The 13,318-nt window shown below is 59.5% G+C and carries 12 protein-coding genes; 6 read left to right on the top strand and 6 right to left on the bottom strand.

The features are described from left to right. Positions 1-3: 3 nt before the first annotated feature. Genes JOE09_RS19950 through JOE09_RS19940 form a run of 3 tightly spaced genes read right to left on the bottom strand, consistent with a single transcriptional unit; the run spans position 4 to position 4,025 of the window. Positions 4-1,419 carry an efflux transporter outer membrane subunit gene (locus JOE09_RS19950; protein ID WP_205066990.1) on the bottom strand — a complete coding sequence of 472 codons (1,416 nt, stop codon included), beginning with the start codon at positions 1,417-1,419 and terminating at the stop codon, positions 4-6. After that, positions 1,416-2,468, bottom strand: a complete 1,053-nt coding sequence (locus JOE09_RS19945) for an HlyD family secretion protein (protein WP_205066989.1) — start codon at positions 2,466-2,468, stop codon at positions 1,416-1,418. Before JOE09_RS19945 ends, JOE09_RS19950 begins: the two co-directional genes overlap by 4 nt. Positions 2,469-2,477: 9 nt before the next feature. Then, complete coding sequence (locus tag JOE09_RS19940; protein WP_205066988.1) at positions 2,478-4,025, bottom strand: MFS transporter; 1,548 nt, start codon at positions 4,023-4,025, stop codon at positions 2,478-2,480. Between the two features lie 180 nt (positions 4,026-4,205). On the opposite strand from JOE09_RS19940, the gene JOE09_RS19935 reads away from it, so the two are divergent. Next, positions 4,206-4,691 carry a universal stress protein gene (locus JOE09_RS19935; protein WP_205066987.1) on the top strand — a complete coding sequence of 162 codons (486 nt, stop codon included), beginning with the start codon at positions 4,206-4,208 and terminating at the stop codon, positions 4,689-4,691. Between the two features lie 6 nt (positions 4,692-4,697). On the opposite strand, the gene JOE09_RS19930 is transcribed toward JOE09_RS19935, so the two are convergent. From JOE09_RS19930 to JOE09_RS19920, 3 genes are all read right to left on the bottom strand, one after another. Beyond that, positions 4,698-5,606, bottom strand: a complete 909-nt coding sequence (locus tag JOE09_RS19930) for a LysR family transcriptional regulator (RefSeq protein WP_205066986.1) — start codon at positions 5,604-5,606, stop codon at positions 4,698-4,700. A gap of 3 nt (positions 5,607-5,609) precedes the next feature. Beyond that, positions 5,610-6,335 carry a GntR family transcriptional regulator gene (locus tag JOE09_RS19925; protein ID WP_205066985.1) on the bottom strand — a complete coding sequence of 242 codons (726 nt, stop codon included), beginning with the start codon at positions 6,333-6,335 and terminating at the stop codon, positions 5,610-5,612. Between the two features lie 72 nt (positions 6,336-6,407). Then, on the bottom strand, positions 6,408-7,511 hold the full coding sequence (locus tag JOE09_RS19920) for a TIM barrel protein (protein WP_205066984.1): 1,104 nt from the start codon (positions 7,509-7,511) through the stop codon (positions 6,408-6,410). A gap of 540 nt (positions 7,512-8,051) precedes the next feature. Between JOE09_RS19920 and JOE09_RS19915 the strand changes: the two genes are divergently transcribed. Genes JOE09_RS19915 through JOE09_RS19895 form a run of 5 tightly spaced genes read left to right on the top strand, consistent with a single transcriptional unit; the run spans position 8,052 to position 13,317 of the window. Further along, positions 8,052-9,140, top strand: coding sequence for an ABC transporter ATP-binding protein (locus JOE09_RS19915; protein WP_239553196.1), 1,089 nt, complete (start codon positions 8,052-8,054; stop codon positions 9,138-9,140). A 23-nt stretch (positions 9,141-9,163) separates the two neighbouring features. Next, positions 9,164-10,213 carry an ABC transporter substrate-binding protein gene (locus JOE09_RS19910; RefSeq protein ID WP_105591845.1) on the top strand — a complete coding sequence of 350 codons (1,050 nt, stop codon included), beginning with the start codon at positions 9,164-9,166 and terminating at the stop codon, positions 10,211-10,213. 9 nt (positions 10,214-10,222) lie between these two features. Then, the gene (locus tag JOE09_RS19905; RefSeq protein WP_205066982.1) at positions 10,223-11,050 is read left to right on the top strand and encodes an ABC transporter permease; all 828 of its coding nucleotides are present in this window, start codon (positions 10,223-10,225) and stop codon (positions 11,048-11,050) included. Then, positions 11,043-11,867, top strand: coding sequence for an ABC transporter permease (locus JOE09_RS19900; RefSeq protein ID WP_205066981.1), 825 nt, complete (start codon positions 11,043-11,045; stop codon positions 11,865-11,867). Before JOE09_RS19905 ends, JOE09_RS19900 begins: the two co-directional genes overlap by 8 nt. A 25-nt stretch (positions 11,868-11,892) precedes the next feature. After that, complete coding sequence (locus tag JOE09_RS19895; RefSeq protein ID WP_205066980.1) at positions 11,893-13,317, top strand: M24 family metallopeptidase; 1,425 nt, start codon at positions 11,893-11,895, stop codon at positions 13,315-13,317. Position 13,318 lies beyond the last annotated feature (1 nt).

The raw sequence follows: 13,318 nt of genomic DNA, 5'->3' as shown, positions 1-13,318 counted from the left end.
GGGTTAACTCTTCCCGCTCTCCCATCCTCCTCCCAGCGCCTGATACAGCCGTACCAGCGCCAGCGACACATTGGCATCGCTTTTTACCTGCTCCTGCTGCGAAGCCAGCAGCTCTTTTTGCATGGTCAGCACGTTGAGGAAGTCGGTGGCACCCGCTTCGTACTGTTTCGATGCCGCCGCCAGCGCGATGCGATCGTTTTCCACCAGGGTCGCCAGCTGGCTGCGCTGGCGCTGATAGGTGTCGTAATCCACCATCGCATCACTCACTTCATGCCAGGCCTTGAGTACCGTGGACTGGAAGTGGATTGCCGCTTCCTGCTGCTGTGCTTTTTTCAGCGCCAGCTGGCCGCGCAGCCGTCCGCCTTCAAATATCGGCAGATTCAGCGACGGGCCGAAGCTGTAAAGGCGCGATCCCCAGTTCCCCAGCTGGCTGAACTGCATCGCCTGTAGCCCGACGTTGCCGCTCAGGGTAATGCTCGGATAGAAATCTGCGGTCGCCACGCCAATGTCGGCGGTGGCCGCATGCAGCTGCGCCTCGGCGGCGCGGATATCCGGTCGTCGCTGCGCCAGCTCGGACGGCAGACCAACCGGCACTTCCGGCGGCGTCAGCGGCAGCGGTCGGCTCCCGGCCAGCCGCTTGGTTAACGCCCCCGGGTTTTCGCCCAGCAGGAAGCTTAGCGAGTTCATCAGGTGCGTTTCCTGCTGTTCGAGGATCGGCAGGGTCGATTCCACCGAGGCTACCTGCGCCTGCGCCTGGGCCACCTCCAGCCGGGTAGCCACGCCGTCGACCATGCGGATGCCGGTCAGCTTCAGGCTGTGGCGAGCGATGTCCAGGTTTTGCAGGCTGATATCGCGCTGGAGCTGCACGCTGCGCAGCTGGAAATAATCACTGACGGTCGCCGCCTGCACGGTTAACAGCACCGCACGGCGCTGGTCGTCGCTGACCTCGACGCGGGCGGCGGACGATTCCCGTTCCCGCCGCAGCCGTCCCCACATATCCAGCTCCCAGGATGCGCCGATGCCCGGCTGCCACACGCTCCAGGCCTTTTTACCGCCCAGGCCGGAGATATCCTGCAGCCCGTTCTGGCTGTTGCGGGCGCGCCGGTACGACGCCGTAGCGTCAACCGACGGCAGGCTCTCCCCGGTCACCACACGGTGCTCCGCCTGCGCCTGTAACAGACGCGCGCCCGCCGCCTGCACATCGAAGTTGCTGCGCGCGGATTGCTCAACCAGCGCAGTCAGCGTGTCATCATGGAAAATGTGCCACCACTGCGGCTGCAGTTCGCGTTCCGCAATGCGCCCCGGTGCGTGACCCTGCGGCCACGTCTGCGGGCTGCTCACCTCAGGCGGCGTGAAGTCCGGGCCAACCATGCAGCCGCTCAGCAGCAGAATACTGGTGGCTAAGGCCGTCAGTTTCATGATTTCTCTCCTGCCTTCACGGTATGAATAGTGGCCTCCACCGCCATGCCCACCCGCAGCTGTTCCGCCTGCCGCTGGCCGCCGTCGAGTTCAATTTTGACCGGAATACGCTGCACCACCTTGGTAAAGTTGCCGGTGGCGTTATCCGGCGTAATCGCCGAAAAGGTCACGCCCGTCGCCGGGGCAAAGCTGTTTACCACACCGTGCAGCAGCGCCCCGCCGAAGCTGTCGACGCGGATATCCACCCGCTGCCCTGGCCGCACGTGCTCAAGCTGGGTTTCCTGAAAGTTGGCCACCACGTAGGCTTTATTCAGCGGCACCACCGCCAGCATCGGCGTGCCGGGCGTCACGTATGCCCCCTCACGCACGACGCGCTGCCCAACCCATCCGGCAATCGGGGCCAGGATTTTGGTGTACGACAGTTTCAGCCTGGCGGTATCCAGCATCGCCTGCGATCGCTGTAGCTCCCCCTGCGCCCGCTGGAATTCCGCCTGTAACACCACGGTTTTCGCCCGGGCGGCGTTGAGCGTGGCGGTATCGCGTGCCACGTTGGCCTGAGCGGTGTCGATCCGCGATCGTGCCAGCTGGGCATTTTGCTGGCTGCCCGCGCCGTGGGCGGCCAGATCGAGATAGCGCGCCAGCTCCGCTTTAGCAAAGACGTAACCGGCCCGGCTGGCGGCCAGCGTAGCGTCAGCCTGGGCAATCATCGACTGCTGCTGCGCCAGACTGGCGCTGGCATTGGCCACCGTGGCCTGCTGCACCACCACGCTGGCCTCTGCCGCGTTCAGTTCCGACAGCAGATCGCGGTCATCGATCTCTACCAGCAGCTGCCCCTGTTCCACATACTGATTGTCTTTTACTGCCACCCGCGCAATCTGCCCGGTGATACGCGGCGTGACCACGGTGTAGTCGGCGCGGATAAAGGCATCGTTGGTTCGCTGGTCGGCGCTATCGCCCAGCAGGCCAAACCCGATCCCTGCCGCCACGGCCAGTACGGCTGCCCCGGCCACAACCGGTACGTTCTTCTTAGTCAATTTCAATAAAGTCATGTTCAAGCCTTATGCATGAGAAGCGGCAAGCGGTCGCGGTGGATACACGCGGGTTGCCATTAAAGGAATAAATAAAATCAGAATCGCGGTCAGCAGAGTCATCACCTGATAAACGTCGGCGTAAGCCAGTACCACCGCCTGCACGTGGATCTGTTCCGCCAGCGCGGACAGGCCTTCACCGTCAGAAGGGGGGATCGACAGCGCCTGACCGCTGTTGCCCCACTGATTGACCAGCGTGTTGGAGTGGAAATGTTCACGCGCGGTGGTCAACCCTTCCAGTACGCCGCTACCCACCACCGCCGCCATGCCCTTCACGGTGTTAAACCACGCGGAAGCAAATGGCCCTTCGGCGGGGGGCAGGCCGTTGGTCGCCAGCAACAGTAGTGGTATCACCGCCATCGGCTGCCCGAGGATTTGCAGCATTTGCAGGCCGTAGAAGTTGTCGCGTATCCAGTCGGAGGTCATTGCGCTGCCGAGGTAGCAGGTCGCGGCGATCAGACCCAGACCGCAGGCCAACACCCAGCGGCAGTCAACGCGGGTGAAATTGCACAGCGCCGAGACCAGCGGCAGCGCAACCAGCTGACCCAGCGCCACGTACAGCGCCAGCGGCACGGTTTGCAGCGGCCGGTAGCCCTGGATCTCCGCCAGATACCCAGCCGGTATCCCCGGCACCGCCACCAGAACAACCAGCACCCCGCCGAGGGTAACCAGCGAGAAGGTTAAGTTACGCCGCGCCAGCTGCTGCACTTTGAAAAACGGCAGCGGATGGAACCATTCGTTGATCATAAACAGCGTCAGGGTTGTCAGCCCCAGCAGCAGCATCCGGCAGATAAACGGTGAATCCAGCCAGCCCAGCCGCGTGCCCTGCTCCAGCACCACCACCAGCGAGGTAATGGCCGGGAGTCCGAGCAGCAGACCCACCCAGTTGAACTGCGCGAAGCGTTCCAGCCGCAGCGGGTCCTGCGGAATGCCCCAGGAAACGGCGGCCATCGCCAGCAGGCAGATCGGGATGATTTGCCAGAACACCATTTGCCAGCCGGTGTACTCGGTCCACAACGCCGCCAGCGGAATGCCCAGATTCGGTCCGAACGTTGCCGTCAGCGCATAGGCCCCCAGGCCGTACAGCTTGATCCCCGGCGGTAAAAAGCGCAGCGCCGCGCTCATCAGCATCGGCGGCAGGCAGCCGCCAAACAGCCCCTGGATCGTGCGCAGCACGTAGAGGGTCGGCAGATTGGGTGCCAGCGGGCACAGCATCCCCGCCAGCATAAACACGGCGGTCACGCCGAGGGTAAAACGGCGCAGCGACAGCGTGGCCGAAAACCACGGTGCAAACGCCATCGCCGCCACCTGCGCAGCTTCATACAGCGTGGTCAGCCAGCTGCCTTCATCGTGGCTGACCGACAGCACGCCGCGAACGTCGGTCATGGCGATATCCGTTACGTGCTCGTTTAATCCGGCCACCAGCGATGCCAGCAAAATACCGGTCAGCCCTGTCATGATGCGCAGGTCAAACGCCGCCGCGGGCGGCGCAGCTTTGGGTTGCGCGAGTGTTTGCATAGTTCATCCTTTCCAGTCGATCAGGCGCACAGTCTAGAAAGATGCAGGAGGGACAGGAATTGCGATGTGTGCAGCCGAGGCGTGCGTCTGGCGCACTGGTCAGATGCGCCCGGAGGCATTTATTTACCCGCCTGAGAACCGGAAGATGCGTGCTTTAACCCTGCCTAAGAAGGAAACAGCATGTTTAATACGATACTGGTCGCGCTGGACGGTTCGCCGCAGTCGCTGGCGGTGATTGAGCTCAGCCGTAAAGTCACCGCCGGACACCCGGCAACAATACATATTCTGTGCGTGGTCGACGGCGCGTATCTGCTGCCAGAGGAAAACTATTTTTACCTGGAGGAGCAGCATGCAACGGAGGCCAGCGACGGTTTGATTTACCCTCCGGCCGATCGCGAATATCAGGCCGCGCAGGAAACGGTGAACCAGGCCGTTGGCAGCCTGCGCTGGGAGAATTGCAAGGTGAGCGGGCTGATCGTCGGCGGTGAGCCGACGCAGGTGATTATCCAGCAGGCGGCAAGGCTGAAGGTCGATCTGATTGTGATGGGGCACCGGCATTTATCGTCGCTGAAGCGCTGGGTCGAACACTCCATTGTTAAGGAAGTGATCGACCTCGCGGCCTGTCCGGTGCTGGTTGAAAACGAAGAGACGGAGCAGTCGTGCTAAGCGAGATTACGCCCCATCGGATTGAATACAGAGTTGGTGAATAGTCCGCCGCAGCCACTGATGGGCGGGATCGTTCTGGAATCGCGGATGCCAGGCCTGCACGATAGGAATGGCATCCAGCTCCACCGGCAGCGGAAAGGCCCGCGTTTTAATCCCCATCTCCTGCACCGCGCGGACCACGTGGCCCGGCAGCGGCAGGATCAGATCGGAGTTCCCCAGCGAAAACACTCCCGAATGGAAGGTCGGCACCACCAGCGAGATGTGGCGCACCAGCCCCAGCTCCGCCAGGCGTTTGTCGATCGGCCCCCGCGCGCGCCCGCGACGCGACACGCTGATCTGCTCGTAGCGGGCAAAGGATTCCGGAGTGATCTCGCTGGCGAAAATCGGATGATCCTCTCGCGCCAGCCCCATAAAATGGGTGGAAAACAGCGACTGCACGTGGATATCGTCACCCAGCGGTCGCATCGCGCTGATATACAGATCCACCTTGCCGTCGCGCAGGCTGTCTTCATCGCTGCCGTTTTCCGGGGTAAAGCGCAGGCTGACATTGACCGCCTCCTGCCTCAGGCGGCTGAGCAGCACGCCGCCAAACGCGCTGATAAACACATCGTTGGCGTGCAGCGTGAAGGTGCGCTCCAGCTGGGATAAATCCACCCCCGACTGCGGCTGAAGCAGGCGAATCGCCTCACCCATCACCTGATGGACTTCGTCCCTGAGCGCCAGCGCCCGGGGTGTGGGCACCATTTTCCGCCCCGACTTAACCAGAATCGGGTCGCCCAGCTGATGCCGGATACGGGTCAGGGTGCGGCTCATCGCCGGCGGGCTGAGGTTCATTCTGCGCGCGGCACCAATCACCGAACCCTCGTCCAGCAGCGCATCCAGCGCAATAATCAGATTTAAATCAGGAATTTTCATCGGTCAGGAAAAATTCTCCAGCACGGAGATAAACGAATGGCGATCGCCCTGCCCGGTCGTCAGCTTGACGCGGCTTTCGATATCGGCCAGATGGTGCTCCATCAGCTGCCGGGCCTGCTGCAGATTGTTATCCTTCAGAGCCTGAACAATCATCCGGTGATGATCCGCGCCACAGTCGTCATGGCGATGATCCTCATACAGCGACATCACCAGCGACAGGCGGGCAACAATTTTCGCCAGGACTTCAGTCAGCACCGCATTGTGCGCAAGGTCCGCCAGTGCGATGTGGAACTGTCCGGACTGCACGGCACGCGATTTCTCGTCACCGTGCTGATGAACCCGTTCTTCCTCGTCAGCCAGTTTTTCCAGCGATTCCAGCTCGGCAGCAGTGACTCTTGCGGCCACCAGCTCAAGTAAAATACCTTCCAGCTTGCGGCGGGCCTCAAACAGGCTGCGCGCTTCCTCAATGCCTGGTTCAGCCACAAAAGTGCCGCGATTGCGTTTGCGCTCCAGCAGGTGATCGCTCTCCAGTACGCCCAGCGCACCACGAACCACGGTACGGCTGACGCCGAAGTGATCGGCAATCGCCTCTTCCAGAATTTTGCTGCCCGGTTTTAATGCCCCCTCGCTGATGGCTTTCGCCAGCGTAATGCGTATCCGCTCAGAGACATCATCATGGCTGTCGGCGCTTTTATCGGCTGCCGCAGGACGGCCGCGCGGCTTTTTCATGTTTTCTCCCTGTTCACACCTGAATTCAGACGGTTGCTTCACTATCTCTGTAATTAAATTCCTGCGCAACTTTTACCTTAAATCGATGCCCTGTGCAGCGCAGAGTGCGCGGATATGATCGGCGGATTGCTGAATAAAGCCTACGGTCTGCGTGTAACCGTAGGGTTGATGCTGATAGCTGGGATAGCCATAGTGCGCGCGTTCATAGCTCTCCCAGTCGGCAATCTCTCCGGCGGCAACCCGCTGCTCAAAGGCATCCAGCAGGGTGAAATAGGCATCCAGCTCCTGTTCGTTGAGGTCCGGATGGCCTGCACGCCACAGCGGATCGTCTATCTGAATACACTGCCGTGGCCAGGCCTGGCGCGGCTTATCCTCGCAGGACTGAGCAATTTCAAGCGACAGATTAATCTGCGGATTCACCCCGGCCAGCAGGGCCAGAATCGGGGAAAAATCCACGATACCGCTACCGCATGGGCGCGGCTGGAAGTCCAGCCCGCCCGGCGCGCGGCCAACGTAGGCGTCCTTAATGTGGGTTTGCCGTACCCAGGGTGCCAGCCTGCGTGCCGCCAGCAGCGGATGTTCGCCCCGCTGCAGCATGTTCGCGGTGTCGAGCACTACGCCAACGCAATCCTCACCTACTGCCTCGATCAATCGCAGGATCTCAAATGAGGTAATCTCGTCATGGGTTTCGATATTCATATGCACACCGTGCGCCCGCGCCACGGGAGCCAGCAAACGCAGCACTTTCTCCGTGGCCAGCAGCTGATCTTCCCAGCTGACGTCGGTGCGGAAGCGATCAACCGCAAAGCGCCCGGTAAACTGCGGTTTAAAGTTCCCGGTGGAAACCCACAGTTCACGGCAGCCAATTTCAGCGCCGGCCTCAATCATCCGGCTCAGGCCTGCAATAATGTCACCGCCGCCTGCGGCACGCAGTTCAGGCACTTCGGCATTGCAGAACGGATTAATTTTTCCGAGTCCGGCTTCCAGGTAAAGATCCAGCTCGTCGGCCCTGCTGCGCAGTTCCCGCAGCGCACCGCGATCCAGCGTAGGGCTCATATCCAGCAGCGTACTGAAGAAGACCCCGCCCAGCCCCAGAGACTTGACATGATCCAGACTGGCCAGCGCGCCGCGCTTTTTCACTTCGGGCAGCTTCAACCCATCGATACCTAATCTCACGACTCTTTCCTTTTGATAGTTAGCAACGCTCAGAGAGAGTGCAAATCATGTGCCATAAAAGGAAAAACCAACCTAATAAACTGATTTTAAATAAAATTTATATAATTAAATTTTGTTTTAACTATATTCGAAAGTTAATTATTAATTTTGGTTACATAGATATTAATGACAGTGAAAAGCAAGACATGCATCTATCTCAATGATTTAATTTAATAATTCATCACAACCGCCAGATTTTACAGCTCTTACTTCTTCCGGCCGCTCTCCCTAAGCGCATACGAATGCACCAATATGAGGATGATTTTGCACCACCGTGAACAGCATTGATGAGTCAAAACAGGATTAATTAAAGATTCACATTTATGCGAAACTTTGTGCGAATTTATATTTTAAATTTATTTTCATTTAATTTCATGATTTTAAAAACAAAACTCATTCTTTCATTCAATCTGGCACATCGCTTGCTATCTCCCTGATACATCGTTCCTGGCTTTTTTCAGCACCTTCAACCTGGGAAGCACTATGGCAGAAATGCAATCCATGTCCTTACGCAAGCGCCTGAGCGTGCAGGGCCTGACTCACAGCTACGGCGGCAGTAATGCGATAAACGATATCTCCTTCACTATCGAACCCGGAGAAGTCGTTGCGCTTTTAGGGCCAAGCGGCTGCGGCAAATCAACGGTGCTGCGGGCGATCGCCGGACTGATCCAGCCTAAGGCAGGAAAAATCGTGTTGGGGGATGACGATCTTGCGTCGTTATCCGCCAGAGCGCGCGGCATCGGTATGGTTTTCCAGAACTATGCGCTGTTCCCGCACCTGACCGTTGCGGAAAATATTGCCTATCCGCTGGCGTGTCAGCAGATTTCCCGCCCGGCACGACAGAAGCGGGTTGAAGAGATGCTGGCGATGGTGCGCCTCGGTGAATTCGGCAATCGTCTGCCGCGTGAACTGTCGGGTGGCCAGCAGCAGCGGGTGGCGGTTGCTCGTGCGATTGCCGGTCGCCCTTCTCTGCTTCTGCTCGATGAACCGTTTGGCGCACTGGATCGCGCCCTGCGCTTTGATTTACAGGTGGAGCTGCTGCATCTGCAAAAAACGCTGGGTATTACCACGCTGATCGTCACCCACGACCAGGAAGAGGCGCAGAGTCTGGCCAATCGCCTGGTGCTGATGAACAAAGGCCACGTTGAGCAGATCGATACGCCCATGGCTGTTTACGACCGGCCGCGCTCGCTGTTTGTGAATACTTTTATTGGCCAGGCCAATCAGCTGCCTGCCACCGTACTGCGTTTTGACGATGACACCACGCTGGTCGGCCTGGCGGACAATACCACGCTGCGCCTGCCGCGCCGTCTCAGCTTTACCCCTGGATCAAAAGTGACCCTGACCTGTCGTCCGGAGGAAGTGCGTCTGCTACCTCAGCCCGGCGAGAACAGCCAGAAGGTGACGGTCACCGTTTCCGTGCCGCTCGGCCCGGTGCTGCTTCATGAACTGAAACTGGACTGCGGCAGCAGCCTGCGCGCCTCTGAGGTCCGCCGCCCCGGCACAGCGGCCCCGTTACCCGGCACGTCACTCTTTGCCGACATTGATACCACACGCTGTCACGCCTTCCCGGCTGAACCGCAACCCTGAATGCTTAACCTGAGGTCAACACCATGAAAGATTTCCCAATCAGTCGTCGTCGGTTTGGTCAGCTACTGGCAGGCTCCGCCGCCGCCGCAATGTTACCCGTTTCACTGCGCGCGATGGCTGCCGATAAAGGCCGCGCGGTAGCGGCGACCTTCCCCGGAACCTGGGAGGATGCCTATCGCACCGTCCTCACGCCGATGCTGCAAAAAGAGGGCTACGGACTGACTATCGCCCCGGCGATGGCGCAGGATCAGCTGGCAAAAGTGATGGCGAGTCGGGGAAATCCCTCCTACGACGCGCTGCTGATGTCACCGGGGCAGATGACCGTCGCGGTACAAAATAATCTGATCCAGAAAATCGATCCGACCCGGCTGAAAAACTGGCACCTGATCGCCCCTGATTTTCAGGGCGAGTACGGGCCTACGGTCACGGTGGAAGTGAACGGTATTGCCTATAACCCGGATTTGGTGCCGCGTCCGCGTGGCTATAAAGATCTGTTTGAAAATCCGGCTTACAAAGGGCTGGTGTCCTGGACCGGTTTTGCTTCCAACACCGCAGTGATGGCCTACACGGAAATCGCCAAACTCTACGGCAGCGGCCCGGACGATATGAAAGCGGTGTTCGACCTGTTCCGCAAATATCCCGAGCAGATGAAAAACATCGTCGACAGCACCAACCATCAGATGACGCTGTTCCAGCAGGGCGAAATCGCGGTGTTTATGTGCAGTACCGGCAACGTGGCGCGCCTGAAAAGTCTGGGGATGAACGCGGAGTTTGTTCACCCGGAGAGTGGTTCCCCGGCCGCCCCGGTCAACATTCATCTTGCCAGCGGCAGCCGCAATGCCGATGCGGTCTATGCCTATATGGATGCCGCCATCTCGCAGGCGGCACAAGACCGGTTCAAGCTGCCGCCGGCCGAAATGTTCCCCACCAACAGCGAAGTCGCACTGACGCCGGAGATCGCCGCCTATGTCACTCGCGAGCAGCTGAAAACGCTGGTCTATCCCGACTGGGACAGCATCAACAAAAATCGCGATGCCTGGATACGCGAATTTGACACCCTTGTTGCAGGCTGAGGTGACGAAATGAAGCAGAGCGGCTTTCCTTATATTGTTCCGATGCTGGTGCTGTCGGTGCTGTTTTTTGCCGTGCCGCTCGTTGTACTGATCGGATTCAGCTTTATCCACCCCGGCGGGCTTACCCTTGAACACTACGCGCGATTTTTTGGCGATGCCTTTAACTTTCGCGTACTGGTGAACACCGCCCGACTGGGGCTGGAGACGGCCATCGGCACCACCCTGCTGGGCCTGCCGATTGCCCTGCTTTACTGGCACAGCGGGCGCACGATTCGGCAGATGATTATCTTCCTGACGCTAATCCCGATGCTGACCAGCAACGTGGTGCGTACATTCGCGTGGATCGTCATCCTGGGCCGCCAGGGGCCGATCAGCGATGCGTTGATGGCGCTGGGGATCACCGGCACGCCCACCAGCCTGATGTTTACCGAGCTGGGGCTGGTGATGGCGATGTGTCAGATCGATCTGCCGCTGATCCTGCTGCCGCTGATTGCCATTCTGACCCGCACGCCTTACTCACTGACCGAAGCCGCACAGGTTTCCGGTGCCGGTCCGTGGCGCATTCTGATTACCGTGATGCTGCCCGTCATGCTGCCGGGTCTGCTGGCAGGCTGGATACTGGTGATTGCCAGCACCAGCAGCTCGTTCGTCACCCAGGCGGTGATCGGTGGGGCACGCAACGTCTACGTTCCGCAGCTGATCTATCGTGAAGTCGGCACGCTGTTTGACTGGCCGCTGGCCTCGGCGATTGCGGTTGTGCTGCTGCTGTCCACCGGCTGTTTACTGGTTGCCCTCTCCATGATTTCACGCCACAGGAGGCTGAACGGTCATGCTTAATTTTCGCGAGAATCCTGTTCCAGCGCTGCTTTACAAGGTGTTTGTCTACGGTTTTGGCGTACTCTGCCTGATCTATCTGATCGCGCCGATCGTTATCGCACTGATGATGTCCTTCACCGCCGGTCAGACGCTGAAATACCCGCCGGAAGGGTTTTCACTGCGCTGGTATGAAGCGCTGCTGGACCCGGTTCGCTCCGCAACCGAGCATATCGCGGCGGGCAATTCGCTGAAAATTGCCGCTCTGGCGGTGGCGGGATCGCTGCTGTTTGCGGTGCCGGCCACCATTGGAATGACCCGTATGACGCGGAAAAGCGTGAACAGCATTGAACCCCTGCTGCTTGCGCCGCTGGTCATGCCGAGCCTGGTTTACGGGCTGGCCGCGCTGATTGTCGCTAATTTTGTCGGCTTCCAGCCTTCGCTCTGGCTGACGGTCACCGGTCATATCGTGGTGTTTGGCCCGCTGATGTATCGCGCTGCCTCGGTGGTGGCTCAGGGGATGAACCCGTCGCTGGCCGAGGCATCAACTACCATGGGTGCCAGCTGGTTTATGACGCTGCGCCGCGTCACGCTGCCGCTGCTGATGCCCGGCATTCTGGCCGGTGCGTTTCTGGTGTTTATCCAGTCGCTGGATAACGTCACGGTGTCACTTTTCCTCGCGGACGCCAGTACCACGGTACTGCCGCTGCGAATGTTTGCGCTGATTGAAGAATCACTGGACGTCCGCGTGGCGGCGATCTCCGGGATATTGATTGGCCTCACCCTGTTGGGATTACTGGTCGCTCGCCGGGTGCTGGCTCCGCGACCGCAAAATCACTGATCGACTGATTTCACAAGGAACTATTATGCATACTCATGCGACCGCGTCGGCGGGCTATCGCATCGGCTCTCTGCTGGCCGATTTCCAGCCGGACTTCACCTTTTCGGCGCCGCTGCCTTTGCCGGAAGCCGAGTTCGCCGAGCGCCTGCGGCGCATCCGCCGCCAGGCGGTAGAAGCCGGTCACGATGCGCTTGTCGTCCATGCGGGCAGCGTCGGCTGGTTTCATGCGTCCAACGCTTACCTGCGCTACATTTGCGACTGGATGCGCGAAGGGGTACTGATTATTCCTACCGACGCCGACAAGCCGCTGACTCTGCTCTCCTTCTTCACGCAGTCGGTGCTGCTGCCGCCAGCGGGCGAACCGCTGCTGGTTGAAGATATCTGGCAGATTGGGCCGATTGGCCGCGAGTATGCCGATCGCCCCGGTGATGCCGTCCTGAAAACCGCAGAGAAATGCGCGGACATCCTCGCCCGCCTCGGCCTGAACAAGGCGCAGATTGGGGAAATTGGCGATCGGACATCGCTGACCTTCCAGGCCGCGCTGCACACCTTAATGCCCGGCTGTCGCTTTATCAGCGATAACCCGATTCTCGACCGCCTGCAAAAAATTCGCTCCCCGCGTGAAATCGAGATGTTCCGAGCGGCCGCACAGTTAATCAGTATCGGCACCCAGGCGGCGTATCACGTGGCAAAACCGGGCGTCACCGATCATGAAATTTTTGCCGCCTTTACCGCCGCGCAAATGGCCTTTGGTGGCGAAACCGGTGACGGCTATCAGATTGGCATTAACGAATTTGGTACGCACTGCGGCAAGCCCTACGGACACGTCGTACGTCCGGGAGATTTGATCAACCTCTATATCTCTAACGTCACCTGGCGTGGCTATACCGCACAAACGGCGCGCATGATTGCTGTGGGTGACATTACCGAGCGCCAGGAAATCGTGCTGGCGGCCTGTACCGAAGGTGTGAAGCGCGCCGAGCGGCTGATTAAGCCCGGTGCATTGATGCGCGATATCAACAATGCCGCCTTCGGCCCAATGATTGAGCAGGGCATGCTGAACGATGCCGAAGCGCGCACCATGCCCTACAACTGGTCTGCGATGCCGGACGGCGAGGCGCGGCTGATCCCGCAGCAGTACGTGCGCGATGTCGACTGGGAAGCCCAGGGGCGTAAGCTGATGCATGTTTACCCGGCAACCCACGGCCCGCACAATCCGAATCTCGGTCATTCGGTCGGTATGGCGGGCGGGCAAAACAGCTTCAATATCTCATCGCACAACTACGATCGGCTGGAAACCGGCATGGTGTTTGTTCTGCATACGCAGTGGCTGGAGCCGCTGTCGGCAGGGTGTAATATTGGCGACTGTTACGTTGTCACCGAGGACGGTTTTGAGAACCTCAGCCGCCATACCCAGCTGGAAACCCACCGCGTTCGCGCCGGAGTCTGAA

It is taken from the genome of Pantoea coffeiphila, from assembly GCF_016909495.1.
In the GTDB taxonomy this organism is placed as follows: Bacteria; Pseudomonadota; Gammaproteobacteria; order Enterobacterales; family Enterobacteriaceae; genus Erwinia; species Erwinia coffeiphila.
Note: the sequence above shows the minus strand (reverse complement) of the source record. Positions and strands in the feature narration are given on the sequence as shown.

Coding starts and splice junctions, on each gene's coding strand:
- JOE09_RS19915 (WP_239553196.1), top strand. CDS start 8,052: ATGTCCTTACGCAAGCGCCTGAGCGTGCAGGGCCTGACTCACAGCTAC.
- JOE09_RS19950 (WP_205066990.1), bottom strand. CDS start 1,419: ATGAAACTGACGGCCTTAGCCACCAGTATTCTGCTGCTGAGCGGCTGC.
- JOE09_RS19930 (WP_205066986.1), bottom strand. CDS start 5,606: ATGAAAATTCCTGATTTAAATCTGATTATTGCGCTGGATGCGCTGCTG.
- JOE09_RS19900 (WP_205066981.1), top strand. CDS start 11,043: ATGCTTAATTTTCGCGAGAATCCTGTTCCAGCGCTGCTTTACAAGGTG.
- JOE09_RS19895 (WP_205066980.1), top strand. CDS start 11,893: ATGCATACTCATGCGACCGCGTCGGCGGGCTATCGCATCGGCTCTCTG.
- JOE09_RS19940 (WP_205066988.1), bottom strand. CDS start 4,025: ATGCAAACACTCGCGCAACCCAAAGCTGCGCCGCCCGCGGCGGCGTTT.
- JOE09_RS19905 (WP_205066982.1), top strand. CDS start 10,223: ATGAAGCAGAGCGGCTTTCCTTATATTGTTCCGATGCTGGTGCTGTCG.
- JOE09_RS19935 (WP_205066987.1), top strand. CDS start 4,206: ATGTTTAATACGATACTGGTCGCGCTGGACGGTTCGCCGCAGTCGCTG.
- JOE09_RS19945 (WP_205066989.1), bottom strand. CDS start 2,468: ATGACTTTATTGAAATTGACTAAGAAGAACGTACCGGTTGTGGCCGGG.
- JOE09_RS19910 (WP_105591845.1), top strand. CDS start 9,164: ATGAAAGATTTCCCAATCAGTCGTCGTCGGTTTGGTCAGCTACTGGCA.
- JOE09_RS19925 (WP_205066985.1), bottom strand. CDS start 6,335: ATGAAAAAGCCGCGCGGCCGTCCTGCGGCAGCCGATAAAAGCGCCGAC.